Here is a 25,807-nt window from a genome sequence, read left to right as displayed (position 1 = left end):
CAAGCGTGTAAAACTAAGGCATAGGATCTAAATCTGCGCCTTCCTTTTCCACTTGTGGTGGCATTAGGTCTTCTTTGCTGATGCCCAACGCAAGCGCTACTGAACTCGCAATATAGACAGACGAGTAAGTACCTACTACTACACCGAACAACAAAGCAGTGGCAAATCCGTGAATAAGCGCACCACCTTTGTAGAATAACGCGACCAATACCAACACCGTGGTTAATGAGGTGATGATAGTTCGGTTTAGGGTTTGCGTTAGTGAGATATTGATAATCTCAACTGGCTCACCTTTACGAATTTTGCGAAAGTTCTCACGAATACGGTCAGATACAACAATGGTATCATTAAGTGAATAACCAATTACCGCAAGCACCGCTGCTAGTACCGTTAGGTCGAACTCAATTTGAAGTACCGAGAATAGACCCAGCGTGAGAATTACATCGTGCATTAGCGCCGATACTGACCCCAAAGCGAATCGCCATTCAAATCGCATCGCGACATAAACTAGAATACACAAAAGTGCGACTAGCATCGCTAGGCCGCCCTGCTCTGTTAACTCTTCACCTACGTTAGGACCTACGAACTCGATACGACGCATATCAACCGCAGTACCGTCAGCACGCAGGGCAGCCAGCACCTGCTCGCCAATAGTCACGGCTTTAACGCCATCACGAGGAGCAATACGGATAAGTACGTCTTGGCTACTTCCAAAGTTTTGCACGATAGCATCTTCGAAATTCGATTCATTAAGCTGAACGCGAATGGCTTCTAAATTGGCCGCATCTTCGTAGCCAACTTCAATAAGCGTTCCGCCCGTAAAGTCTAAACCCCAATTAAGGCTATTTACACCCAAAGAAACGAACGAGCCGATAATAAGAATTGTCGACAGCACCATCGCAGGAATGCGAAGGCGCATGAAATTAACGGTTTCGGATAATTTTAATAACTGCATTTTACGCTCCTTAAATCGCTAATTTCTCAAGACGTTTACCACCCCATACTGCGTTAACAATAACGCGAGTAACCAAAATAGCGGTAAACATAGAGGTTGCGATACCAATCATTAGCGTAATAGAGAAGCCTTTAATTGGGCCGGTACCTACTGCAAACAGAATAAGACCAGCAATGAAAGTAGTGATGTTTGCATCCAAGATGGTGGAGAACGCGCTGTCGTAACCTTGGTGGATAGCCTGCTGAGGGCTTCGGCCGTCGCGCATTTCTTCTCGAATACGCTCGAAAATTAGCACGTTTGCATCCACTGCCATACCAACGGTCAGTACAATACCCGCCATACCTGGTAACGTTAACGTTGCGCCTGGGATCATCGACATAATGCCTACAATCATGACTAGGTTAGTAATAAGTGCGATGTTCGCTACAACACCAAAAGCTTTGTAGTAAATCAACATGAAAACAAGCACCGCTGCCAGACCATACATAATAGCCTGCATACCCAGCTCAATGTTTTCTTTACCTAAGCTTGGCCCTACCGTACGCTCTTCAACAATCTGAATTGGCGCAATCAGTGCACCCGCACGAAGTAGCAATGCTAAATCACGCGCTTCTTTCGGTGAATCAAGACCTGTGATTTGGAACTTACTGCCAAGTTGCGCACGAATAGTGGCAACTGAGATGACTTGCTCATGCTTTTCAAATACAAGCTTACCGTCGTCATTTCTCTCACCGGTAGATTTGTACTCGATAAAGACCGTAGCCATTGGCTTACCAATGTTGCCGCGGGTTGAGCGAGACATTTTGTTACCGCCTTCAGAATCTAGCGAGATGTTTACATTTGGAAGACCATATTCATCAACACCGCTATTCGCATCAATAATGTGGCTACCAGTAAGCATAATGCGCTTTTCAAGCAGCTGTGGAATGCCCTGCTGATCTTCTATCACCTGAGAGCCAGGAGGAACACGACCATTTAATGCATCACGGATATCGTTCTTCTGGTCCACCATGCGAAATTCTAGTGTTGCTGTGGCATTAAGAATCTCTTTCGCACGGGCGGTGTCTTGAATACCTGGAAGCTGCACAACGATGCGATCAGCACCTTGCTTTTGTACAAGCGGCTCAGCCACACCAAGTTGGTTTACACGATTACGAATAATCGTAATGTTTTGCTTAACCGCGTTGTCGCGAATTTCCTGAAGCTTGCTTTCAGCAAAAATAGCGCGAAGTGTTAAGTCGTCCACCTGGTTAAAGGTAAGGTCGCGACTTTGGTTACGCAAAAAGAACTCTGCCTTGTCTAGCGCATCTTCATCACGGAACGTAATGTCGATATGATCGTCTACCTGTTTTACACCACGATAGCGAATGCCTTCTTCGCGTAATGAAGTACGGAAACCACTTTCTGCATCTTCAAGAGACTTGGTAATCACTTCTGTCATGTCCACTTCCATTAAGAAGTGAACACCACCGCGAAGGTCAAGACCTAGCTTCATCGGCGCGCCACCTAAACCTTCAAGCCACTCTGGCGTGTCCGGAGCAAGGTTCATAGCAACGTAATAATCATCGCCAAGGGCTTTTTCTAATGTTTCGCGAGTAACTAGCTGGGTGTCTGAGTCAGAAACGCGAACTAAAATTTGCTCACCTTCAAATTCAACACGCTTTGGAGAGATGTTTTTTTCACTTAGCGCGGCTTTCACTCGTTCAACAGTGGCATCTGTCACCACGGCATCACGGCCTGCTGAGATTTGTACGGCGTGGTCTTCACCGTAAATGTTAGGAAGCGCATAAAGTGCACACACTGCAACAACAATGAGTGCACTCAGTACTTTCCAAATAGAGTTTTTGTTTAGCACTGGATAATCCTTTCGTGCCAGTACCGGGAAGCGTCCCGGCCCCGGCTATTGTTACTTACAGTGACTTCATGGTGCCTTTAGGCAGCACAGCAGTTACTGAAGACTTCTGAACAACGATGTTGTTTGATTCGTTAAGTGCAACTTCAATGAAGTCTTTTTCTTCTGACACTTTAGTGATTTTTCCTACCAAACCACCTTGTGTTAATACTTCATCGCCCTTGCCTAGCGAAGAAACTAGGTTTTTATGCTCTTTCACGCGCTTAGCCTGTGGGCGGTAAAGCAAGAAGTAAAAGATTAAACCGAATACAGCTAGCATGATGATCATTTCCATGCCGCCACCTTGCGGTGCACCAGCAGACTGTGCATAAGCGTTCGAGATAAATAGGCTCATAAAATTCCCCAAATATTATCGTTGTTATAGTGCCGGAACCGGCAACCCTTTTTGTTCATAAAATTCTTGTACAAACTCATCAAGCGTACCCGTGTCGATCGCATCGCGAAGACCCTGCATAACACGCTGATAGTAACGAAGGTTATGGATGGTGTTTAAGCGCGCACCCAGTATTTCGTTACACTTGTCCAAATGATGTAGATAAGAGCGAGAATAGTTTTTACAAGTGTAGCAATCGCAATTCTCATCTAATGGTGAGGTGTCATTTCTGTGCTTCGCGTTGCGAATTTTGATAACGCCTTCTGTCACAAAAAGGTGACCGTTTCGCGCATTACGCGTAGGCATAACACAGTCAAACATATCGATACCGCGACGCACAGACTCAACCAAATCTTCTGGTTTGCCCACGCCCATAAGATAGCGAGGCTTATCTTCTGGAATTTTTGGCGCTGTGTGGTCGATAATGCGGATCATGTCTTCTTTTGGCTCGCCTACTGAAAGGCCGCCAATGGCATAGCCGTCAAATCCAATAGCGTCAAGACCAGCAAGTGAGACATCACGCAGACCTTCGTACATACCGCCTTGAATGATACCAAAAAGTGCCGCCGGGTTATCGCCGTGGGCTTCTTTACTACGTTTGGCCCAACGTAGCGACATTTCCATTGAAACGCGCGCTTCTTGCTCAGTGGCGGGATACGGCGTGCACTCGTCAAAAATCATTACGATGTCAGAACCCAAATCGCGCTGAACTTCCATCGACTTTTCAGGCGTAAGCAAAATCTTTTCGCCATTAATTGGAGAGCGGAACGTTACGCCTTCTTCGGTAATTTTACGCAAGTCACCCAAACTAAATACCTGGAAGCCGCCCGAGTCAGTGAGGATCGGCTTGTCCCAATTCATAAAGTCGTGCAGATCGCCGTGCTGGCGAATAATGCCAGTACCAGGGCGTAGCATTAGGTGAAAGGTATTCCCAAGACAGATGTGTGCACCGCTGTCTTTTAATTCTTCAGGGGTCATTCCCTTAACAGTACCGTAAGTACCTACTGGCATGAACGCTGGCGTTTCAACAACACCGCGTTCAAACACCAAACGACCGCGTCGTGCTCGGCCTTCGGTTTTTAACAACTCAAATTGCATGTGAAAGCATTCCCACTTTTGTGCGCTTCTGCGCTGGGTATAAAAATAAATTGGCGGCGATTATACCAGTAATTTGGCTGAGATCATGCCCCGTATCTATGTTTATCTGTAACTAAGCTGGAAAGGCCTGCAAAACACCGATTTACACGCCTTGTATCGTAGCCGAATGTGCTTAGGCGCGCTCAATAAACATAGAGTCACCATAGCTAAAGAATCGATATTCTTTTTCTATCGCTTCTTGGTAGGCATTCATCACGTTGTCTTTGCCGGCAAATGCACTAATTAACATCATTAATGTGGATTCTGGAAGGTGAAAGTTAGTAAACATTGCGTCTACCACTTTGAATTCAAAGCCCGGGTAGATAAAGATTTCTGTGTCTTCATTGAAGGCCGCGATAATTTCTTTATCACCGCGTTCTGCACTTGCTTTTGCCGCTGACTCCAAAGAGCGTACAGAAGTTGTTCCCACTGCGATAACACGCTTTCCATTAGCTTTTGTAGCTAACACAGCGTCAACAACTTCTTGGGGGACTTCTGCAAACTCTGCGTGCATTTTGTGCTCAAGAATATTGTCAACGCGCACGGGTTGGAAGGTACCCGCTCCCACGTGCAAGGTTACAAAAGCTAAATTCACGCCCTTCTCTTTAAGCGCTTCTAAGATAGCGTCGTCAAAGTGAAGCCCTGCTGTAGGTGCTGCAACAGCGCCTGGCTTTTGATTATAAATAGTTTGATAGCGCTCTTTGTCCGAGTTTTCGTCTGGGCGGTCAATATAAGGAGGTAGCGGCATGTGGCCATGCGCTTCCAGCAGCGTTAGTACGGTTTCATCGTGGTCAAACTGTAAAATAAATAGCGCATCGTCTCGCCCTGTCACCGTCACATTTACTTTCTCTTCAAGAATAAGCTTAGTTCCTGGCTTGGGTGCCTTGCTCGCGCGAACATGCGCCAAGGCAGTATTGTCTGAGGTAATGCGTTCAATCAGCACTTCAACTTGACCGCCCGTTTCTTTTTTACCTAAAAGTCGTGCGGGAATAACTCGGGTATTATTAAAAACCAGCAAGTCACCTTCATCTAAAAGTTCAACCATATCAGCAAACATACTGTGGCGAACGTCACCCGATTTGCCGTCCAGCTGCAAGAGGCGACTGGCTGAACGGTTTTCGGTGGGATATTTTGCAATTAGGCTTTCCGGAAGCGAAAAGCTGAATTCAGATAATTTCATAGATAATAGATTCTTAATTTAAACGCAATTTATGTTGCTTACTTTATGGTTTAACACACTCTCAAGAGGAGGCATTCATACTAAAGTTGCGAAATTTCACAGAAATCAATGTCGACCAAAGTCTTAGAAATCCTACCTCTCAAGCCATAAGTATAGATATCCATACCCACTTATAGCTCAAAATACACACAAGTTGACTTTAGTGCTAGCGAGCAAATACTTAAACGATTAATATCTACTCCAGATAGTGATGATGTTCTCCCATAACATTCCTTATCGTTCGTACCCGGCATGTGCCGGGTACTTTTTTATCTGCCCTATTCTACTCTTTCGAAACACTAAGATCAGTTAAGATTTCTTCTAAAAGCGCAGCATCTAAAGGTCGAGCTTTAAGCACGTATAAAATCTGAAGCAATAAATCGGCCCCCATAATACCTTTATTCACTTTATTCCTCAGGTTGTCAGCGCTTTGATCCACACCTATTTCTTCAAGTCTTTGGCTTAGCGCTTGATATTTTACGCCGCGCACAGACATTTCAGATTTCACGACTCTTGCAACCGTTTGTCGCCATGCACTCTTTGCACTCTGCGTATTTCCTGTGTTCACACAGCCTCCCAAAACCATACAAATGTGACATATAATTTACAAAAACACACTTTTTTACACTTATAGCATGCATTTATTGTTGACGATTATGGCACAATAGGTCTACACTGCAAGTCAAGATATTGGCGAAGACGTAAATAGTCGTTACAGTAACTGCGGTTGTTCTTTCGGTAATGCTAGGTTTTAGGTTTTGTGTTTCAACACGGTTTTAAGCTAAGCAATGCGTTACAAAGCACCACGCATACGACATTCGTTTTCAACATTATCGCTTTAATAACTAAAGGAGAAAGGTATGAGCTGGGAACTGGAAAGCATCGAAGCCTTATTTAAAGAGCACGATGACTTTGTGGTAACACATGAGGAAAACTGCTTACTTATTGCTAATCAAGACGGCATTGATGCATGGCTTGCAATTAGCGGTGAGCAAATTTTGGTAGAAAGTCTCTTGTTCGCCGCGTCGGAAGTAAAAGATAAGCCTGCGCTTGACCATGAAATACTGTCTACTCACATGGTGTTTCCTCTTACCACCGTAGGTATTTCAAATATTGGTGGCGAAGAATATTACACCGCCTTTGGTGCACTAAGTGCCCAGTCGAAAGCCGAAAGTATTGTTATTGAAGTGGAAACCTTGTTTCAAAATGTTGCATCTTTCTTAGATGCCTACGAAACACACCTTAACTAAAATTTACTTCTTAAGGAGAAGCGAATGTCAGTGTGGAAAAAACTAATTACTGCAGTAAAAGGTGGTGCTACCGAAGCTGCGCAGTCTGTTGCAGACAGTCAGGCGATTCGAATTTTGGAACAAGAAATCAGAGAAGCCAAAGAAGAACTACGTAAGTCTGATCATGCGCGCACGCAGATTTTGGCGAAATGTAAACTTTCTCAACAAAAAGTCGATAGCTTCAACTCGTCAATAGCCGAGTATGAAGAGCATGCGCGTAAAGCGATAGATAATGATCGTCAGCTTGCTCTTGACTGTGCACAGAAAGTGTCAGAGTTGAAAGAAGAACGTGAGCAAGAACAAACCTACCTTGATCAGTTCAAACAGTCTGAAAAGCAGTTGGCTAATAATATTCAGCAAGCTAAAGCGAACTTGCGCCGCTTAGAGCAGCAAGTGGATATGGTCAAAGCTACTGAAAGTGTTCAAAAAGCGCAGGTTGCAGTATCTTCACGCCACATGGGCGCGAACAGCAAAATGAAGACAGCGACTGAGTCTTTGTCTCGCATTCAGGATAAGCAAAAGATGCGCAATGCGGAACTTCAAGCAGCCGAGGAACTAGCTAGTGAGGAGTCGAGCAGCGACCTAGAAAAACGCCTAGCAGAAGCGGGCATCAAAGGGGGTAAAACCTCAGCCGATGACGAGCTAGCTCGAATTCTAGGCAAGTAAGTTAAAGGATGGGAGCCAAGCGCTCCCATTTTTAATTATTGTAACAAGAATTCCTTGCATTAATCGCCAGATAACAACGACCTAATCTAGACAAATCAAGTACTTCAAGGCAGAGTAAGGGCACGCATAACAAGGGCTGTTTGTTTTATGTCTCCATGGATTAAACTGCGAAAAATCATGCTGCAATACTTTGCAGAGTCTCGCTGGTACACGATTGTCGGTGCGACCGCGTTTTACGCAGTAACAAGCTATTGGCTTCTTTTTGCTGCAGGCGAACACGACTTAATTGCTAAAACCGATTTTGTCTACTGGTTAGCGGTTACTGCTTCAACGGTAGGTTATGGCGATCTGTCACCCGTCACACCAGCGGGAAAATTAGTTGTTGCGCTTTATGTTATCCCCCTTGGTTTAAGTATTTTCGCCATGGTGATTGGCCGAATTGCAGCTTGGGTTTCTTTAACGTGGAAGAAAGGATTATTGGGTATGAATAGCTTGATGCTTAATGAACATATCTTGGTGATTGGGTGGAATGAGCAGCGCACCATGATGCTGCTTGACTTGATTCTTCAAGAACGAGATGCAATGTCTGAACGTCCTGACATTGTACTTTGCGTAAAAGCTGATATTTCCAACCCCATGCCTGGCGTCATTGAATTTATAAAAGTCGATTCGTTCAACAAAGACGAAGATATGGACCGCGCTTGTGTATCCACTGCGAAAACCATTCTTATTGATAACCCGCAGGATGATGTCACCATGACTACTGCGCTTTATTGTACCAAGCGCAACCCCGATGCACATCAAGTGGCTTATTTCGACGATGACAGCTTAGTTAATTTGCTTCAGGACCACTGCCCTAAAGTGGAATGCACACCCAGTGTTGCAATAGAAATGCTGGTTAAAGCTGCATTCGATCCTGGTTCAAGTATGCTTCATCACGATTTGCTAAGTATTGATGAAGGGCAAGCCCAATTTTCAGTAAAAATACCGCAAAGTTGCCAAGCGATTTCCGTTGCCAAGTTATTTATCAATTTAAAGCGTAAACACGACGCTATCTTTATTGGTTATGCACCCAATGGCCTTGTGAAAGAAATGGTGGTAAACCCGCCGTTAGACGCTACGTTAAACCCAGGTGACACCTTGTTTTACATCGCTGAGCGACGCATTAATGCAATAAACTGGTCGTCACTGGACGCTGATTAAGAGGCGTAAACATGTTTAGTAAACTATTTAAAAAATCAGAGCCTAAAAAACCTAAGTCGCCAGAAATAATGGGGCTTTATTTAGGTGGTTCTTTCGAATTAGATAACTTAAAACTTTCCCTACTAGAGCCCGAGTTAACCATTGAAGGCGCAGCACGTTCGCAGTTAATTCAAGCGGTAGGTGAAGCCCCTTTGGATACTGGCGGCACCCTGCTTCGTTTTTACACTGACGATGATGGCTTTCTACAGGTGGTAACCGACGGTGGTCTATCAGAAAACCACATTACTGACGTGAAACTTTGGCACTTTTATGAAACTAAAACCATTGGCAATACAGCTCAGTGGAACGAATGTTTAAAGAGCGTAATCAGTCAGCCTACCTACGAGCTTGAGGGTAAGGTCTATACCCGCGTGTGGGGTGCGGTGGGCGACGAATCGCCACCTGTTGCGGTTACCGAAACAACCTATGAAGAAGACGGTGATGTCAGTAAAACAGATCAGTTTATGATGTTATACGAACGCCCTATCAGTAACGATAGAGTTGAGACCTTGCTTGTTGTTGGTGAAGAAAAGCAAGTAGGTAATAATTTAGATAGATGCTTAGTGATTTCTACAGGCTTCGATGTTGAGCCTGCGGACATCACGATAAACGGTTAAAAAAAAGGAATAACTATGGACACCATTATGCACTCTTTGGCCGGCCTGGATAACTTTGCGATGTACTTCGGCCTATCGATTGTTTTCTTGTTTATCTTCAAATTGGTGTACGCCTTGGTTACACCTCACGATGAATGGAAGTTGGTAAAAGAAGAAAAGAATGTTGCAGCAGCCATCGGCTTTGGTGGCGCTATTATTGGATTTGCTATAGCACTTGGTAGCGCGGCTTCAAACTCTGTTGCTGTGGTGGATTTTGCTATTTGGGCGCTTGTTGCTGTGATTGCCCAATCCCTAGCGTTTGCCATTTTGCGTTTCAGCTTTATGCCGAAAATCGCTGAGCGCATAAACAATAACGAAGTTTCTGCGGGTGTAATGCTTGCCAGCATGTCTATTGCCGTAGGCCTACTCAATGCCGCTTGCATGACCTATTAAGGGGGCAGCGATGACAGATAAAAGTAACCTAGAACGTCAAATTGTTGATAACCAGCAAAGTGAGCGACCTGTTATGAAGCGCACCAAGCACATCAACCTTGACAGTATGCGCAAAGGTTTTAACCTTAAGCCTCTAGCGTTAGGCGTGGCTAGCGTCATCCTTAGTGGTTGTGGCGGTGAAAAAGAGGACGCCACCATTTACACCTCGCTAGAAGACTGTAAACAGGATTTTCCTGATGCAGTAGAGCGTTGTGAAGCTGCCTACCAGACAGCGGTCGACGAGGCTATGCGCACCAGTCCGCGCTTTAGCTCTGAGTACGACTGCGAACATGAATTTGGCCCTAATCAGTGCCAATATGTGAACAATAGTAGCGGCAGCTTTTTTATGCCATTCATGGCTGGCTACATGGTGAGTTCTCTGCTATCGCCAAATCGCTACTACTCGCAACCCTTATATACTTCCTATTCATACAATTCACCATTTCGTTCACGCTGGATAACTGCAGACGGCTATGTGTTCGACGGCGATATTCGAAAAAGAAATTACCGTGTAAATAAAAGTGTATACAAACCTAAGCCTACCGTGAACCGCACCATGAAACGAGGCGGGTTTGGCAGCAGTGTTCGAGCAAAATCGTCTTGGGGTAGCAGCAGCCGTAAAGGCGGCTGGGGCGGATAACTATGTTTAGAATGCCTTGCCAGCCTCGCAAGGGCTGGCAGCAGTTGGCCAATGAGTTTGGTTTCCATTTTCACACCATGTACGGCGAACCGTACTGGGATGAAAGTGCCTACTACCAATTCACACTCGCACAAATTGAAAACGACATTGAAGACCCCACTGCCGAGTTACATCAAATGTGTTTGGCGGTTACCGAAGATGTGGTTAATAGTGAGGAATTACTTACTCGCTTTTGCATCCCCGAGCAGCATTGGGATTTAGTTCGTAATAGCTGGAACGAAAGAGACCCAAGTTTGTACTCTCGCCTTGACCTTGTTTACAGCGGTAAAGGGCCGGCAAAACTTCTTGAGAATAATGCAGATACGCCCACCAGCCTGTATGAATCCGGCTTTTGGCAGTGGCTGTGGCTTTCGCAAAGTGTCGATGCAGGCAAACTTGCTCTGCATGCCGATCAGTTTAACAGCTTGCAAGAGAAGTTAGTCCATCGCTTTCGTGAAATAGCATTGCACTACAACATAAATCAACTGCATATGGCGTGCTGTAAAGATACAGTAGAAGACCGCGGAACCGTGCAATACCTTCAAGACTGCGCTAAAGAAGCTGGGCTTATGGCTGACTTTGTGTTCATCGAAGATATTGGATTAGCAGACACTGGCGTTTTTACTGACCTTCAAGATGCCCCTATAACTGATTGTTTTAAGCTTTACCCTTGGGAATTTATGCTGCGCGAAGAGTTTGGCGACGTGTTAGAAGATGCCCAGGTTAACTGGATAGAGCCCCCATGGAAATCGGTAATTTCCAATAAAGCCTTGCTTCCTCAGCTATGGAAGAAATTTGAAGGCCACCCTAACCTTCTTCCCGCTTATTTTTCAGACGAAAAAAATGCAAATAGTTTGTCCGGCAAGTGGATTAAAAAGCCCCTCTTTTCTAGAGAGGGAGCCAACGTATCAATTATCGAAGGTGGTGTTGAGAACGTTTTAAGTGATGGACCTTATGGTGAAGAAGGTTTTATTGTTCAAGCTTTTGAACCATTGCCCGTTTTTGAAGGTAATCATACGCTTATAGGTAGTTGGTTGGTAGATGACATGCCAGCGGGTATTTCGGTAAGAGAAGATACCTCAGCGATCACACAGGACCTTTCTCGCTACCTTCCCCATATTATTTTGTAATCTATTTAAGGGGCCTGGATATGAAGCCGCTTTCATTTCAAATTCGCGTTCTGCTGACGTTAGGTGCACTATTAATCGTAATAGAAGTAGCTAACTTACTCACTGGTAATGCACTTAATCAGTTTGGTGTGGTGCCCCGCACGCTATCAAGTTTGCCTTATATATTTACTGCACCTTTTCTTCACGGAACGCCGACGCACTTAATGGCAAACCTAGTCCCCCTTTTGCTATTTATGTGGCTTACTATGCAATGGGGAAAGCGCACATTTCTTATTGCTACTTTAAGCGCATTGCTGATAGGTGGCTTAGGTGTATGGCTGTTCGGCAGAACCGCTACGCATATAGGCGCAAGCGGCATGGTATATGGCTATTTTGGCTTTCTCGTGTTAGCAGGTTTTAGAAGTAATAAAGTACGATATTTGCTAATTTCACTTGTAGTTGCGGCGCTGTACGGAGGAATGCTGGTTGGTGTACTTCCTACATCAAAATTTATTTCCTTTGAATATCATCTGTTTGGCTTTATTGGCGGCTTATTTGCCGCATGGCACTGGGCACGCTAATTACTTTCCGTATAATTAGTCTTAAGATAAGACGTTAATAAAAGATATGTCAGCAGTACAAGAACCTACTCAAAAGAATCAAGGCTTTTTCGGTAACCTTGCGTTTAACATTGTTATTCCTGTGGTATTGATGAGCTATGCAAGTTCAGAAGATTACCTAGGGCCAGCATGGAGTATTGTAGCCGCACTTAGCTTCCCTATTGGTTACGGCCTATGGGACCTAAAAGAATCAGGAAAGGTAAATGGCTTTTCTATTCTTGGGATTATCAGCGTGTTACTGACCGGTGGGTTTAGCTTGCTTAAACTGCCAGCAGAGTACATTGCAATTAAAGAAGCGGCCATTCCGGGCATTATCGGTATAGCGGTGTTAGTGACCCAGTACACGAACAAACCCTTGGTCAAAATGCTTATTCTTAACGACCAGATCATAAACTGGCCTCATCTCAATCAGGTATTAGATGCCAAGGGAAAGCAGCCAGAGTTTAAGAAGAAGGTGGCGGTAAGCTCTTATATTGTCGCGAGCTCGTTTTTCCTCTCCTCGGCGCTTAATTATATTTTGGCAAAAATGATATTGGTTAGTGAGCCGGGCACAACGGCATACACTGAAGAGCTTGGCCGAATGACTGCACTTAGCTATCCAGTCATTGTGATCCCAAGTATGATTTTGCTAATTGCCGCGCTTTGGTATTTATTTGCACAAATCAAGAAAATCACTGGCGAAGAACTCGATAACTTCATCAACCAGTAAAGAACTCGCGAAGGGGCTTAACGCCCCTTTTTAAATCCGAAATACTTCTGCCCTGTAGCATATTCAAGCATCACTGACTTTAGATATCCCACACTCAGGAAACACGCAAGACACCCTAAATTTCTATAGCGCATTCGCACTTGGAATTTCCTCATCGCTTTTTAACCAAAATGCGCAGGTCTTACGTATACTTTCAATAATAAAAATACCCCGTTCCATCAGGGCATGTTGGATTTTATACCAGTCCCCATAGCTTTTGTTTTAAGCCATGCTTAAAACAACATCTTTAGACCAAAACGCCGACCTATGCTGACAATAAAAGAGTTAAAAAAATCGTTCTCAAAGGCGGGAGCCCCGCTTATAAACAACCTTAATCTGTCGGTGAACTCGGGCGAATCGGTGAGCATACAGGGTGCCTCTGGGTGTGGCAAATCGACTTTGCTATCGCTCATTGCTGGGTTTGAGACCCCAGATAGCGGAGACATTGCGGTAAATGGGTTAGCAATTGCTAGTGCTAGCAACCAAGGCAATAACACTCAGACTAGAGACGTTGATAATTTCCGTAAACAGCATTTGGGCATTGTATTTCAAAGCTTTAACCTGTTCGACTGCTTTAATGTATGGGATAACATCGCGTTTACCGCAAGGCTAAAAGGTAATTTTGATAAAAACTATCAATTAGCATTAATGGAACAGCTTGGAATATTACCCTTAGCGCAAAAGCTGCTAAGCCAATTGTCAGGAGGTGAACAGCAGCGCTGTGCCATAGCCCGAGCATTAGTACATCGCCCCTCGCTTGTTTTAGCCGACGAGCCCACCGGCAATTTAGACGAGACCACCAGCGAAACCGTATCTGACTTACTCTTTGATACCTGTAAACAAGCCAATACCTCCCTTGTTGTCGTTACCCACAGTCAAGACGTTGCGATAAAAGCGGATTCTGTTTTGCGACTGCATAAAGGCGTATTAGAAGATGTCAGGCTTGGAAGCATAGAGTCTGCAAATGTAATAAATGGCACAGTTTCACCACCAATTTACGCAAAGGACCGTAATGGTGAAGATATTTAGCAATATGAATCTTTTTACAAACACGTCGTTAAAGAGTGAGAAGCTGCTTTGCTACGCACATTACTGCTGAGTATCTCTAGTCTTCTTGCTATGGCAAGGCATAGACCGTGGGAACCCTTGCTCATTATGGTTGCTATAGTTTTGGCCAATGCCGGGCTGGTTACCGTTTTACTGATAAACGAGGGCGCAACACAGGGTGAACTATTGCAGTCAAAGCGAGGCCTTTTTACCGGCAGTATCATTACTCCTGTAGGCAGCAGAACACAGCTTGAACAAGGTAAATACTCGCAAGGCAGCGTTACACAAGAGTACTCACACGAGCGATCTGATCATGAGCGCTCTGTACAAGAACAGACCACACATGAGCACTTTACTCGTGAAGGCTTCACGAAGGAAGATTATGCCAACCTTCGCAGGCACGGCTTTACCCAGCTTATTGCTATATCTGAACGCAGCATTACCCTTTCATGTAGTGATAAGGAAGCAACACCAATTACCCTCACGTTGCTTGGCGTTGATACCCAGCCTCTTCTAGGAAGTACCTTTCGAGCTACTGACAAAAGCACTTCGCTGTCGTCTCTTTCTTTGAGAGCTGGAGAAAGTAAGCAAGCTTCTGCTGCTCGAATATTACGTGCTAATTCTACGGACACATTTTCAGTAAACGGGCTGCTTCACCCTGTTACAAATGCCAAACTAAGCTGTCACAATACGCTAAATAAGAACCATAAAGCTTCGATGCATCCCCCGCAATGGCCTGCAACGGTTAACGCTTATGTAAGTAGTCTTGTGCCGCAAGATACGATTTTGGTCTCTATTGATGACTTTTACAAAGGAGGAATAAGCCCTTCTTACAGTAAAGATAGTAAAGACAATCCCCTCAGCAAAGATAATACCGAGCCTGGCGCTAATGATATTTCAGCGCAGCAAAAAAGTTTTGTACCGCTCGCTGGCCTAGTAGCTCTCTCGCCGCTTTCCGAACAAGACCTTGAGACAATAGAAGCATTACTTGGGGTAGCGGTTAAACAATCAAGTAACGACAGCGGCAATGATACTGGCTCGTTGCCAGATAGCTTTAGATTGAATCTATGGGCAATGAGCGCGCTTATGGGCGTGGTTTCACTTTTCATAGTGCTGAACGCGCTAAACTTAATGTACCGTACACGGCTACCCAACGTTATACGGCTTCGCCAACTTGGCATATCTAAGCGTGTATTAAGTGGCGCGCTCTTTACTGAACTGCTGGTTTACTGCCTAATAAGTATACCAATTGGCATCTTCATAGGTTTTCAAGCCGCATCTTGGCTATCACCGGTAATAAGCGGTACCTTTACATCTTTGTTTAACGCCGTATTTATTACCCCTGACGTCAACCTGCTTTTTATTTTCGGATTCACGTTAATAACGACTTTTACGTCATTAGTCGTATTCGCCTTAGCTTCTATAGTTAAGCTTTCAAATGCATTAACGGTGCGCCCTGCCAAAGAGAAAATCATGCGGCAATGGGCTATAGGGTTTGTATCATCAGCTGCCTTGGTTTTTCTATTTATTGCTGAAGCCTTTGTTACCTCTACGGCATCTGCACTTTTCTTTGTAGCGTTGTTATTACTCACCAGCTGTGGACTTGTGCTTTTGTGGCTACCTATAGTAGCAAAGCTACTCACTTCGTTTGTGCCAAGACAATGGCCAGTATTTCATTACGTGATTGCTAATATGCATTTACTGTCGAGTAAAACACGCCTTGCTGTTTGTGCGTTTTTCATCGCGTTAACGGCTAATATCGGTATGAATACCATGACCGACAGCTTCAGAAGCGCGACCGAGCAATGGTTAGAACAAAGACTTTACGCGCCTTTCTACCTTTATACCGACGCGCCACTCAGTAACGTAGAATCACTGTCAGCCAATTCACTACCACCGCTGGCCGTGACGCCTTTGCTAAAAGCTGACGGTGACGTATTAAGTTCAAATGGCACAGAAAAAATAAGTGAAGTAACAGCCCCCACGCCAACTTACGTTTCTATTAGCAGTTACCCTGTTCATAAAAATGGTAAAGAGGGTCTGGTCCTCGATAGCGTAATAAACAACGACCATAATGCAGCTTGGCGTGGGTTCAAAGAAGGGAAAGGGGTATTTATTAATCAGCAATTAGCCTTCGCGCTTAATGCTGAATTAGGCGACACGCTAAATATAGCTAATATAAGATTTCGCAAAGGGATAAGTGGAAGTAGTTCGAACGTTACCCTATCCACAAACCCAACAACCGTTCAAGCTGAGGGGGCGAAAGCCAGTTCTGCCAACAACTTGCCAAGCAGGCCTTCAAATACAAGTATTTTCTCAACGCGACCTGAATGGAAAGTGCTTGGAATATACCCTGATTATGGCAATCTTAATGGGCAGATATTAGCGTCCCTCCCTCTATTCAACCAAAACAACATTACAGTGAGAAACAACTTATTTTCCGGCGTACTGGCTATATACCCCAAGCCAAACGACAGCCAGGGTACAACAGCGGGTCGCGATGTTACCTTCACAAAAGATCGACTTGAGCAACAGCTAAAAGCTCGCCTTGGAGGTGAAGCCAATATAACCCTGTATAGTAGGCAATCGCTTCTAAATACCTCCTTGGATACGTTTGACCGCACCTTTGTGTTGACCGACGGCCTGAATATTACGACCTTGCTCGTTGCAGGCATTGCCTTCGCGGTGTCTCTTACCGTGTTGACAATAGGCAGTTCACCACAACTGTCTGTGCTAAGGGCACTTGGGGTTAGCCAGCTTAAAGTTAAAGCATCGTTATTTATGCAGTACCTGCTACTTTGCTTTGTTTCAGCATTGCTCGCCATTCCCTTTGGCATTTACTTAGCCTACGTCTTTATAAATTTAGTCAACCGATACGCCTTTAACTGGGTTTACCCTCTTTCAATTGAAGTAAACGTCATTCTTTCTAGTGTGGGCCTTTCTCTGCTTATCGTTTCACTGGTGCTTTTATTACCTTTAGGAAAACTCAAACCCAAAATTGATTTAAGACAGGAAGTGCAGTTATGACGTATAAATTAAATCGCAATAGCTGCTATAACCCTTGGCCTTTAAGCAAAATAAGCTGTTTACTGCTTATATTCATTTGCACATTATTGTCTGCTTGTAATCACAGTTCGAATACAGATGAGCAAAATGAAAGCAGCGCGTCGACAAGAGCCTCGACACCTCGTGGTTTCTTTGGCGAGATGCAATCGAGCGATGCCTTTACTTCAGTAGAACGAAACACGTATGTTGAGCTTCCTGAAGATCATAAAAGCCATCCCGACTTCCAATTAGAATGGTGGTACTTAACCTTCGTATTAAGTGGCGAGAACGGTCAGGAATTCGGCTTGCAATATACGCTTTTTCGATTCAATACCGATACGGCCGCCAATATGAGTACTGATAAACCAGTCGTGCGAAGTTGGGCTAACGGACAGCAATGGATGGGGCACGCCTCACTACACACCCTAAATCATCATTATTTTGAAGAGCGATTTGCGAGTGGCGGCGTAGGTAACGCATACGTAAAACAAAGCCCCTTCACTACGGTCATAGATGATTGGGTTTGGAAGGCAGCACAACCAATGTCGGAAGCCGCAGCCAAAGTAGAAAGCAAAGCTATGTTTCCCTCCACGTTAACCTTTGCTTTTGGTAAACAACATACGCGCGATTCAAATCAGCCGTCTAATGCAAGCTCCAAACCTCCTGAAAGTGCGCTACCTAGAAACGATGAAGCTCAAAATGGTGCTGTTGATAGAGCTTCACCTGCAGATACACAGTTAAATAATGACGTAGTTTTAATGAATAAAGCCATTAAGGTTGCGCTTAACTTAGACTCGTCGGGCCCTTTTATAAAGCAAGGCGATAATGGCTATAGCATAAAGACGCAAGACGAACGGCTTCGCTCTTACTATTACAGCCAGCCATTTATTGATGCAAAGGGCACTTTAAACATAGAGGGCAATAATATAAAAGTTGAAGGTAAAGGTTGGTTTGATCACGAATGGACGAGCCACTTGGCCAACAGCGAAGCGCTGGGGTGGGACTGGTTCTCGCTGCATTTAAACGACGGAAGCAAACTTATGGCGTTTCGAATGCATACGAATACTGAGAGCGAAGAAAAAAGTAAAACTCAAAACGGGGAAGTATTCACAACGGCCAGCTTCATAAGTAAAGATGGAATGAAAGAGACCATCATGCAAGACAGCCTATCTATTGCGCCAACAGGCTATGAGCCAATTCAAGTAGAAAGCAAAGTAGAAGGTGAACAAGGCAGCTCAGTCCGTTCCGTTCCCACAGCTTGGCGCATACAGTTACCGACAAAAAACATCGATGTCTCCGTTAGCGCGTTTAAAGAAAATCAGTGGAATAACAGTTTATTTCCCTACTATGAGGGACGAGTTGAAGTAGAAGGCTCCCACTCAGGGAGCGGCTTCATGGAATTGACGGGATATTAATAAATAGACCAGTTTATCCGTTCACTTAGCGAAGTTAGCGCCGCCACGCCTAGCTGCGAGTTGCCCACACTGTTAAGTGCTGGCGAAAATACGCAAATAGTGAATCGACCAGGTACCACAGCAACAATACCGCCGCCTACCCCACTTTTACCCGGCAATCCGACTTTAAAAGCAAAGCTGCCCGCTTCGTCATACATGCCGCTGGTTGCAAGCAATGCGTTCACTTGCTTTGTTTGGTAAGGCGTTAATACCTGCTCATTTGCGCAGGTTGAGAAGCCCGCGTTAGCAAGGAAGCTTGTCGAACGCGCTAAATCTTCACAGCTCATTTCTAATGCGCAGTTATGAAAGTAATTGCGAAGCACATCTTCCACGTCGTTTTCAAAATTGCCGTAGGCTTTCATTAAATACGCCATTGCTGCGTTACGAGAACGGTGTTCAAATTCCGAATCGGCAACTTCTTTATTAACGACGATCTCCCCATTGCAGCTTAAGCGTCTTACAAAATCTCTCATGGCAATAAAAGGTGATGCAAATCGCGATTGCACCATGTCACTTACTACCAGTGCACCGGCATTAATAAAAGGGTTGCGCGGAATACCATGTTCGTATTCTAACTGCACCAAAGAGTTGAACGGCAGCCCAGATGGCTCACACCCCACCCGCTCCCACATGGTTTCACCGTAGTGATTGATGGACAAAACCAGGTTGAAAACTTTTGAGATGCTTTGTATTGAAAAGGGTACGCTAGCGTCACCAATAGACGTAATGTTCCCATTGATATCACAAATAGAAATACCAAACTGACGAGGATTAACAGTGGCTAACGCCGGGATATAGTCCGCGACTTTACCCATGCCAAGCATAGGCTCGACTTCGTCATAAATATCCTGCAGTAACGATAGCATTTCGCTTTCCATTGTCTCGTTTGACCTCTTTTTTGCAAATATCTTTTTTCATTAATAAAAGAAAAGCGCCTGTTAAAAAACGCCGGCGCTTTTATTTTAAGCTCTATTGTCTATGTGTTGCCCTAATAATAGGCTTTGATAGAAAAGCCTTATTACGTCCACCTATCCCGACGTTTAGTTGCAGCGCCAGTCTTCTTTAAAGTCGCATAAGCCGTCATCATCTTCGTCTGACGTAAGCTCAATATTGGTAGATACCTTTTTTGATACTTCATTTGCGTCATTATCGATTTTTATTGGCTGTTTTTTATCAATAAAGTTGAAAATGGTTTTAGCAATATCGGTATTGTCAATTTGACCCATAAACGACTGATAGCCAGCGCCAAAAGCAAACACTTCAACATCTACACCGGTATGGCCGCCTGTAGTCCATCCTGTATTCGTTTTCGTATCTAGGAAGGTTTTCACCGCCATAAAGCGCGTTTTATCATCTTGATTCGATACACTATTTAACGTAGCTAGTTCTTCTTCGCTTAACGATAGCCCAAGCTTTTGCGCCACATACTCGCCAGGGTTTTCTTCATTAGCCATATTAAGCGCTATCGTCATTACCGACGCTGACATTGACTTAAGATGTTCAGGGCTCCAGCGGTAGTCGCCATTTGCACCAATAGTTAAACCGCCGGTACTATGGTCAGCAGTTAGTACGACCAGTGTGTCCGGGTTAGCTTTAACATAATCGCGCAGATATTCCATGGTTAGCGCCAAGTCATGCATTTCAGCCATAGCAGAAGCTATATCATTTGCGTGACCCGCCCAATCTACTTGGCTTGCTTCAACTAAAAGGAAAAAGCCGTTATCGTTTTCTAAGTGCTTGATAGCATGTTGAGTTAAGTACTCAAGACGGTTTTTACGCTTATCATCCAGCACTGCAGGCAGCGCCACAGGAGCAAACAAACCAAGTACATTACTTCCTGCTGGTACTGACGCCAAGCGGTTATATGAATCGGCATATTCGTAGCCCTCATCAATGAACTGCGCCAAAATATCTCTGTCTTCACGTTCAAAGTAAGAGGTGCCACCACCTAGCATTACGTCTGCCACAAACTCGCCGTTTGCACGCACATCAAAGAAGTCTTCAGCAATTTCGTTGTAGTTCTTACGGCTTTCGTTATGCGCTATGTATGACGCTGGTGTTGCGTGAACAATTTGAGATGTAACCGCCAAACCAGTACGCATGCCTTTACTCTTAGCATGGTACATAACAGAGTTTACTGGCTGCTTATTAACATCTACACCTATTGCACCGTTGTATGACTTCACGCCGGTAGCAAGTGCTGTTGCGGCAGCGGCTGAATCGGTAACATAACCCGATACACGAGCGGGGTAAGTCGACGCATTGCCTACTAAAATGTCATCAAATACAACCGTCTCTACTTCCGGTGTTGACGGATCGTCTACATAATTGCGATAAGCGGTAGTGTAGGCAGGCCCCATACCGTCGGCAACAACCATAATGATATTTTTCGGCACACCTTTAATTTGGCTACTGTTTACGTTTGCTGACTCTGTCTTTGATTCAGTGATACCACAGCTCGCAAGAACAGCAATAGACGCACAACTTAGCAATGATGTGCGAACAAATTGTTTAATCATTTAAACTTCCCTGAGTAAGTAAAGATACCTGCTGACGTTATTAGCCGCAGTTACTGCAAAATCGATATTATCGCGAATGATTCTTTGGTGATCATAAAGGTATTAGCAAAGCGATAAGAGGTAATAGTGTAAATCAGGCAGGCAATATGCTCAAAGCTTTTGGATAAAATAAGCTTGTGGTGAGATGACCGTTTTAGCCACCTCGTCTGTTTGAAGAATATTTAAGAAAGGAAAGACTATTTGCTTTGAGCAGCAAGGTATTCACGCATGCGCTGCTGCGCCACGTCTACAAGCATATCGGGCTGAAATTTAGAGATAAATCTATTACAACCTACTTTTTCAACCATGGCATCGTTAAAGCTACCGCTTAATGAGGTGTTAAGGGCTATGAACAGATCACTCATACGTGGGTCGTTACGCACTTCTGAGGTGAGCCGATAACCGTCCATTTCTGGCATTTCTGCGTCAGTGAACATAAGCAATATTTCATCGGTCGGGTTCTTACCTTCATCAGCCCACTGTTTTAGTAGCGCCAACGCCTCTGCGCCGTTCTTTCGTTCAATAATGCTGATGCCTAGCTGTTCTAAGGTATCTTTTATTTGTTTTCTTGCCGTGCTGGAATCATCAACAATTAACACTTTCTTACCTAGAAAGTGATTGACGATATCTTGATCTAACACTTCTTCAGAAATTGACGTATCGTAATCGATGATTTCCGCGAGTACTTTTTCAACATCTATTATCTCAACCAGCTCTTGTTTACCCTCAACATTCACCTGAGTTATGGCGGTTAAATAGTTAGATTTACCAATGCCACTTGGCGGCGGTTGTATCGTCCCCCAAGAGGTATTCACAATATTTTTAACTTCGCCAATAATAAAGCCCTGCACGCTTCTATTGTATTCGGTGATAATTACGTTTTTAGCTGTGGCTTCTGTGGCTGCTCCGCGCATTTTTATCGCCTGACGTAAGTCTATAATTGGAATAGAGCTACCGCGGTAATTCATTACGCCTTTTAGATTATTATGGGAACCAGGCATAACGTTAAGCTTGGGTACATTGATAACTTCTTTAATTTTAAAGACATTCATGGCAAAAATGTGACGAGTTCCAAGCTGAAACATCAAAAGCTCAAGCCTGTTTTCCCCTACAAGCTTGGTTCTCTGATCAACCGACGACAATACACTGTTACTCATAACGCCCACTTATTCATTTTACAATCAAAGACCTATAGCTAACTTAATACCGTCATATGAATTTAGCCTAGCTACAATAACTTACCGCTAAAGTTACCCCGACCATCATTACAAAGCTATTCCCCTTTTAGCTAATAGACAGCTGAAAAAAACTGCATAATTAATACCTTATAGGTAAGGCACTCTTTTCAGCGACCACACCTCTAGTGAGCTTTTATTTACATGCATTAGCGTCTTCTCCTGACAACTTTATCCAATACGTTAAAGCGCGATGGGCGTCCAGGAATACGATGGCGAGGTATCGCTATTAACAATAAGGTAGCTTAAATATAGGCCAACAACCTTAAATATGCCTCTTCTAATTACTTTCGCGCACGTTTTTTGTAAGGCCCCTCTATGCCTTTTTAGAGATGAACGACTAAGTTCGCTATCTCCGTAATATTTAAGTGTTAGATAATCGTTTTCCAATTTGATGGAAAGTTTGGTGGCATAGCGGCACCAGAACAACATTCACAAAATCAATGACCGCAATGCAAAATATATATTTCTCTTATTCGAATTCCGGCACTAGGATGAAATGGAATCAACGGGAACGCCCTACAGCGTGAACACAAACAACGTTAAGAATTTTAATTACAGTCGGGAGAGACGCTCATGTCGCAATATCAACAAGACATTGATAACTTCGCCACATTAAAGGCAGCACAAAAAGGAACTTGGGAAGGTATCAACCCAGAATTCGCTGCACGCATGAAGGTTCAAAACCGTTTTAAAACAGGTTTAGATATTGCTCGCTATACTGCAAGCATCATGCGCAAAGACATGGCTGAATACGACGCAGATTCGTCTCAGTACACACAGTCTCTAGGCTGCTGGCACGGTTTTGTAGGCCAACAGAAAATGCTTTCAGTTAAAAAGCATCAAGGCACAACTAATAAAAGCTACCTGTACCTTTCAGGTTGGATGGTAGCAGCACTTCGCTCTGAGTTTGGTCCTCTACCTGACCAGTCAATGCACGAAAAAACGTCAGTGTCTGCACTTATCGAAGAGCTATACACTTTCCTTCGTCAAGCTGACGCACGTGAACTGGGTGACCTTTTCCATAAACTAGACGACGCAAAGAAAAACGGTGGCGATGTTGCTGCAATTCAAGCTGAAATCGATAACTACGAAACTCACGTAGTTCCAATTATCGCTGATATCGACGCGGGCTTCGGTAACGAAGAAGCAACTTACCTACTTGCAAAGCAAATGATTGAAGCGGGTGCATGCTGTATCCAAATCGAAAACCAAGTATCAGACGCAAAACAATGTGGTCACCAAGATGGTAAAGTAACCGTGCCACACGAAGACTTCCTAGCGAAAATCAACGCGGTACGCTATGCATTTCTTGAGCTAGGTGTAGATGAAGGTGTTATCGTTGCGCGTACTGACTCACTAGGCGCTGGTCTTACTCAAAAGATCCCAGTATCTACATCAGAAGGCGACTTGGCTGCACAGTACAATGCATTCCTTAAAACGACTGAAGTTGCAGGCGCAGACGACCTAACTGAAGGTGACCTAGTTCTTAAACAAGGTGGCAAACTTGTTAAGCCTGAGCGCTTACCAAACGGCTTGTTCCGCTTTAAAGACAACACTGGTTTTGACCGTGTAGTACTTGACTGTGTAACGTCACTTAAACACGGCGCTGATCTACTTTGGATTGAGACTGAAAAGCCGCACGTTGGTCAAATTGCTGAAATGGTTAACGCTATTCGCGAGCAAGTTCCAAACGCAAAGCTAGTTTACAACAACTCTCCATCATTCAACTGGACGCTTAACTTCCGTCAGCAAGTATTCGATGCTTGGACAGAAGAAGGTAAAGACGTTTCTGGTTATGACCGCGCGAAACTTATGTCTGCTGACTATGACGACAGCGAACTTGCAGCAGCGGCGGACGAGAAGATCAAGAGCTTCCAAGCTGATGCAGCACGAGAAGCGGGTATCTTCCACCACCTTATCACGCTACCGACTTACCACACTGCGGCGCTGTCTACGGACAACCTTGCAAAAGGTTACTTCGGTGAAGAAGGCATGCTTGCTTATGTACGCGGTGTTCAGCGTCAAGAAATTCGTCAAGGCCTGGCGTGCGTTAAGCACCAAGCAATGGCTGGTTCTGACCTAGGTGATACGCACAAAGAGTATTTCTCAGGTGAAGGTGCACTTAAAGCGTCTGGTGAAGATAACACCATGAATCAGTTCGACGTATAACGCGAACAGGCAATGAGTTAAACGGAAAGCATCCCAACCTTTCCTACAGGGCACCTTCGGGTGCCCTTTTTTATGCACCCCATTCATTTAATTTATACTTTCTAGAAAAAATAAAAGAAGCCATATTTCCTCCCTCCCCATAGCCAATCCATATACTCAATAACTTTCAATAAGTTACGAATGAAGATATGAAAAATTTAAGACCAAACGCTTATCTGACAATCGAATAAAAAAGCTTTATAATAGGCATGTTTAATTAGGTTTAATAAGAGCATTAGAATAATGAATATAGCGAAGGTCGACCTGAATTTATTGGTTTATTTAGATGTGCTGTTGCGCGAAGGCAGTGTTACAAAAGCTGCAAACCAGCTAAGTATTACTCAGCCAGCAATGAGCAACGGCTTAAAACGCCTTCGCGATCTGTTTAAAGATCCGCTTTTAGTGCGAACCAGCGATGGAATGACTCCTACTAAGCGTGCCCTCGAGCTGCAACCTATTATTCGCGATGTACTTAGCCGATTAGAAAGCTCTATTCAACCCGAAACTGATTTCGATCCGTTAACCAGTGACAGAACTTTTCGCATTATGACCAGTGACTATGCAGAAAGTACTCTGTTGCTCGAATTAGTTGGAAGACTGGCCGATTTAGCGCCCAATATTACCCTTGACCTTATTACGCCGAGTGATGTGACTTTCCACGATGTAGAGCAAGGTAAAGTGGATATGGCGATCAACCGGTTCGATGAACTACCTTTGTCGTTTCACCAAAAAGTTATTTGGTATGACACCTTCAGCTGCGTAATGAGTGCGGACCATCCGCTTAAAGAAAAATGCAACCTTGAAGGCTACTTGAGTGCCCAGCATATATGGGTGAGTAAAACGGGTTTTGGTGTGGGCGTAGGTATTGACCCGAATGAAGTTCAAAAGTTGGGGTGGGTAGACGCAGAGCTCACGAAAATTGGCAAACAGCGGGCTATACGCGTATTTACTCGTCATTATCATGCGGCACTTCAGATTGCCAAAAAGCAAAAGCTTATTGCTACCTTGCCAAGTAAAGCTGCGCGTTTGTTTAAACACGACCCAGATGTAGTGATTAAAGAACCGCCTTTTGACATACCACCTATTGCGCTAAAAATGGCGTGGAGTGCTCTACTTCACCACGACGCAGGCCATATTTGGTTGCGTCGATTAATCAGCGACGTTGCCAGCGAAATGAACGCGGGCTAAACATTCACAAAGTATATGGCAAAAATACAAAC

At 44.3% G+C, this 25,807-nt stretch carries 23 protein-coding genes; 14 read left to right on the top strand and 9 right to left on the bottom strand.

Features of this window, described 5'->3' with window-relative positions; translation table 11 throughout:
* Positions 1-13 precede the first annotated feature (13 nt).
* The 6 genes from secF to ACXAGK_RS07685 form a co-directional block, all read right to left on the bottom strand.
* Complete coding sequence (gene secF / locus ACXAGK_RS07710) at positions 14-955, bottom strand: protein translocase subunit SecF (RefSeq protein WP_474855401.1); 942 nt, start codon at positions 953-955, stop codon at positions 14-16.
* A gap of 10 nt (positions 956-965) precedes the next feature.
* Positions 966-2,810: a protein translocase subunit SecD gene (secD, locus tag ACXAGK_RS07705; RefSeq protein ID WP_474855399.1), complete on the bottom strand. Its 1,845-nt coding sequence runs from the start codon at positions 2,808-2,810 to the stop codon at positions 966-968.
* 55 nt (positions 2,811-2,865) lie between these two features.
* A complete protein-coding gene (yajC, locus tag ACXAGK_RS07700; RefSeq protein WP_390607436.1) occupies positions 2,866-3,201 on the bottom strand; it encodes a preprotein translocase subunit YajC in 336 nt (111 codons plus the stop codon).
* Between the two features lie 24 nt (positions 3,202-3,225).
* The gene (tgt, locus tag ACXAGK_RS07695; RefSeq protein ID WP_474855397.1) at positions 3,226-4,338 is read right to left on the bottom strand and encodes a tRNA guanosine(34) transglycosylase Tgt; all 1,113 of its coding nucleotides are present in this window, start codon (positions 4,336-4,338) and stop codon (positions 3,226-3,228) included.
* Positions 4,339-4,510: 172 nt separating this feature from the next.
* A complete protein-coding gene (gene queA, locus ACXAGK_RS07690; protein WP_474855396.1) occupies positions 4,511-5,557 on the bottom strand; it encodes a tRNA preQ1(34) S-adenosylmethionine ribosyltransferase-isomerase QueA in 1,047 nt (348 codons plus the stop codon).
* Between the two features lie 322 nt (positions 5,558-5,879).
* A complete protein-coding gene (locus ACXAGK_RS07685) occupies positions 5,880-6,164 on the bottom strand; it encodes a DUF6471 domain-containing protein (protein ID WP_474805674.1) in 285 nt (94 codons plus the stop codon).
* Positions 6,165-6,456: 292 nt separating this feature from the next.
* Between ACXAGK_RS07685 and ACXAGK_RS07680 the strand changes: the two genes are divergently transcribed.
* From ACXAGK_RS07680 to ACXAGK_RS07625, 12 genes are all read left to right on the top strand, one after another.
* A complete protein-coding gene (locus tag ACXAGK_RS07680; RefSeq protein WP_118493217.1) occupies positions 6,457-6,846 on the top strand; it encodes a DUF2170 family protein in 390 nt (129 codons plus the stop codon).
* Positions 6,847-6,870: 24 nt separating this feature from the next.
* The gene (locus ACXAGK_RS07675) at positions 6,871-7,551 is read left to right on the top strand and encodes a PspA/IM30 family protein (RefSeq protein WP_118493215.1); all 681 of its coding nucleotides are present in this window, start codon (positions 6,871-6,873) and stop codon (positions 7,549-7,551) included.
* Between the two features lie 147 nt (positions 7,552-7,698).
* Positions 7,699-8,754 carry a potassium channel family protein gene (locus ACXAGK_RS07670; RefSeq protein WP_474855394.1) on the top strand — a complete coding sequence of 352 codons (1,056 nt, stop codon included), beginning with the start codon at positions 7,699-7,701 and terminating at the stop codon, positions 8,752-8,754.
* An 11-nt stretch (positions 8,755-8,765) separates the two neighbouring features.
* On the top strand, positions 8,766-9,410 hold the full coding sequence (locus ACXAGK_RS07665; protein WP_214996261.1) for a YjfK family protein: 645 nt from the start codon (positions 8,766-8,768) through the stop codon (positions 9,408-9,410).
* A 15-nt stretch (positions 9,411-9,425) separates the two neighbouring features.
* Positions 9,426-9,842, top strand: a complete 417-nt coding sequence (locus ACXAGK_RS07660; RefSeq protein WP_474855392.1) for a DUF350 domain-containing protein — start codon at positions 9,426-9,428, stop codon at positions 9,840-9,842.
* Between the two features lie 10 nt (positions 9,843-9,852).
* Positions 9,853-10,521, top strand: coding sequence for a DUF1190 family protein (locus ACXAGK_RS07655; RefSeq protein WP_474855390.1), 669 nt, complete (start codon positions 9,853-9,855; stop codon positions 10,519-10,521).
* 2 nt (positions 10,522-10,523) lie between these two features.
* A complete protein-coding gene (locus ACXAGK_RS07650) occupies positions 10,524-11,690 on the top strand; it encodes a glutathionylspermidine synthase family protein (protein ID WP_474855388.1) in 1,167 nt (388 codons plus the stop codon).
* Between the two features lie 20 nt (positions 11,691-11,710).
* Positions 11,711-12,250: a rhomboid family intramembrane serine protease gene (locus ACXAGK_RS07645; protein ID WP_269917431.1), complete on the top strand. Its 540-nt coding sequence runs from the start codon at positions 11,711-11,713 to the stop codon at positions 12,248-12,250.
* Positions 12,251-12,296: 46 nt separating this feature from the next.
* Positions 12,297-12,998, top strand: a complete 702-nt coding sequence (locus ACXAGK_RS07640) for a VC0807 family protein (protein WP_025255943.1) — start codon at positions 12,297-12,299, stop codon at positions 12,996-12,998.
* A gap of 306 nt (positions 12,999-13,304) precedes the next feature.
* Positions 13,305-14,066 carry an ABC transporter ATP-binding protein gene (locus ACXAGK_RS07635; RefSeq protein ID WP_474855385.1) on the top strand — a complete coding sequence of 254 codons (762 nt, stop codon included), beginning with the start codon at positions 13,305-13,307 and terminating at the stop codon, positions 14,064-14,066.
* 48 nt (positions 14,067-14,114) lie between these two features.
* Positions 14,115-17,111 carry an ABC transporter permease gene (locus ACXAGK_RS07630; protein WP_474855383.1) on the top strand — a complete coding sequence of 999 codons (2,997 nt, stop codon included), beginning with the start codon at positions 14,115-14,117 and terminating at the stop codon, positions 17,109-17,111.
* Positions 17,108-18,544, top strand: coding sequence for a lipocalin-like domain-containing protein (locus ACXAGK_RS07625; RefSeq protein WP_474855381.1), 1,437 nt, complete (start codon positions 17,108-17,110; stop codon positions 18,542-18,544). The genes ACXAGK_RS07630 and ACXAGK_RS07625 overlap by 4 nt, the downstream gene beginning before the upstream one ends.
* Here ACXAGK_RS07625 and glsB read toward each other — a convergent pair.
* From glsB to ACXAGK_RS07610, 3 genes are all read right to left on the bottom strand, one after another.
* A complete protein-coding gene (gene glsB / locus ACXAGK_RS07620; protein ID WP_474855379.1) occupies positions 18,541-19,449 on the bottom strand; it encodes a glutaminase B in 909 nt (302 codons plus the stop codon). The genes ACXAGK_RS07625 and glsB overlap by 4 nt on opposite strands.
* 174 nt (positions 19,450-19,623) lie before the next feature.
* Complete coding sequence (locus ACXAGK_RS07615) at positions 19,624-21,102, bottom strand: alkaline phosphatase (RefSeq protein WP_474855377.1); 1,479 nt, start codon at positions 21,100-21,102, stop codon at positions 19,624-19,626.
* A 236-nt stretch (positions 21,103-21,338) separates the two neighbouring features.
* The gene (locus ACXAGK_RS07610) at positions 21,339-22,298 is read right to left on the bottom strand and encodes a chemotaxis protein CheV (RefSeq protein ID WP_474855375.1); all 960 of its coding nucleotides are present in this window, start codon (positions 22,296-22,298) and stop codon (positions 21,339-21,341) included.
* Between the two features lie 654 nt (positions 22,299-22,952).
* Here ACXAGK_RS07610 and ACXAGK_RS07605 point away from each other — a divergent pair.
* On the top strand, positions 22,953-24,548 hold the full coding sequence (locus ACXAGK_RS07605; protein ID WP_474805656.1) for an isocitrate lyase: 1,596 nt from the start codon (positions 22,953-22,955) through the stop codon (positions 24,546-24,548).
* A 282-nt stretch (positions 24,549-24,830) separates the two neighbouring features.
* Positions 24,831-25,775, top strand: a complete 945-nt coding sequence (locus ACXAGK_RS07600) for a LysR family transcriptional regulator (RefSeq protein ID WP_474855372.1) — start codon at positions 24,831-24,833, stop codon at positions 25,773-25,775.
* Positions 25,776-25,807: the final 32 nt, after the last annotated feature.

Source organism: Alteromonas sp. ABM1_013 (genome assembly GCF_056160505.1).
This window is presented reverse-complemented; position numbering and strand designations above follow the sequence as displayed.

Bases quoted from the DNA above. Each gene is read 5' to 3' on its own strand.
- secF (WP_474855401.1), bottom strand. From the start codon at position 955: ATGCAGTTATTAAAATTATCCGAAACCGTTAATTTCATGCGCCTTCGC.
- yajC (WP_390607436.1), bottom strand. From the start codon at position 3,201: ATGAGCCTATTTATCTCGAACGCTTATGCACAGTCTGCTGGTGCACCG.
- tgt (WP_474855397.1), bottom strand. From the start codon at position 4,338: ATGCAATTTGAGTTGTTAAAAACCGAAGGCCGAGCACGACGCGGTCGT.
- queA (WP_474855396.1), bottom strand. From the start codon at position 5,557: ATGAAATTATCTGAATTCAGCTTTTCGCTTCCGGAAAGCCTAATTGCA.
- ACXAGK_RS07680 (WP_118493217.1), top strand. From the start codon at position 6,457: ATGAGCTGGGAACTGGAAAGCATCGAAGCCTTATTTAAAGAGCACGAT.
- ACXAGK_RS07675 (WP_118493215.1), top strand. From the start codon at position 6,871: ATGTCAGTGTGGAAAAAACTAATTACTGCAGTAAAAGGTGGTGCTACC.
- ACXAGK_RS07670 (WP_474855394.1), top strand. From the start codon at position 7,699: ATGTCTCCATGGATTAAACTGCGAAAAATCATGCTGCAATACTTTGCA.
- ACXAGK_RS07665 (WP_214996261.1), top strand. From the start codon at position 8,766: ATGTTTAGTAAACTATTTAAAAAATCAGAGCCTAAAAAACCTAAGTCG.
- ACXAGK_RS07660 (WP_474855392.1), top strand. From the start codon at position 9,426: ATGGACACCATTATGCACTCTTTGGCCGGCCTGGATAACTTTGCGATG.
- ACXAGK_RS07655 (WP_474855390.1), top strand. From the start codon at position 9,853: ATGACAGATAAAAGTAACCTAGAACGTCAAATTGTTGATAACCAGCAA.
- ACXAGK_RS07650 (WP_474855388.1), top strand. From the start codon at position 10,524: ATGTTTAGAATGCCTTGCCAGCCTCGCAAGGGCTGGCAGCAGTTGGCC.
- ACXAGK_RS07645 (WP_269917431.1), top strand. From the start codon at position 11,711: ATGAAGCCGCTTTCATTTCAAATTCGCGTTCTGCTGACGTTAGGTGCA.
- ACXAGK_RS07640 (WP_025255943.1), top strand. From the start codon at position 12,297: ATGTCAGCAGTACAAGAACCTACTCAAAAGAATCAAGGCTTTTTCGGT.
- ACXAGK_RS07635 (WP_474855385.1), top strand. From the start codon at position 13,305: ATGCTGACAATAAAAGAGTTAAAAAAATCGTTCTCAAAGGCGGGAGCC.
- ACXAGK_RS07625 (WP_474855381.1), top strand. From the start codon at position 17,108: ATGACGTATAAATTAAATCGCAATAGCTGCTATAACCCTTGGCCTTTA.
- glsB (WP_474855379.1), bottom strand. From the start codon at position 19,449: ATGCTATCGTTACTGCAGGATATTTATGACGAAGTCGAGCCTATGCTT.
- ACXAGK_RS07615 (WP_474855377.1), bottom strand. From the start codon at position 21,102: ATGATTAAACAATTTGTTCGCACATCATTGCTAAGTTGTGCGTCTATT.
- ACXAGK_RS07610 (WP_474855375.1), bottom strand. From the start codon at position 22,298: ATGAGTAACAGTGTATTGTCGTCGGTTGATCAGAGAACCAAGCTTGTA.
- ACXAGK_RS07605 (WP_474805656.1), top strand. From the start codon at position 22,953: ATGTCGCAATATCAACAAGACATTGATAACTTCGCCACATTAAAGGCA.
- ACXAGK_RS07600 (WP_474855372.1), top strand. From the start codon at position 24,831: ATGAATATAGCGAAGGTCGACCTGAATTTATTGGTTTATTTAGATGTG.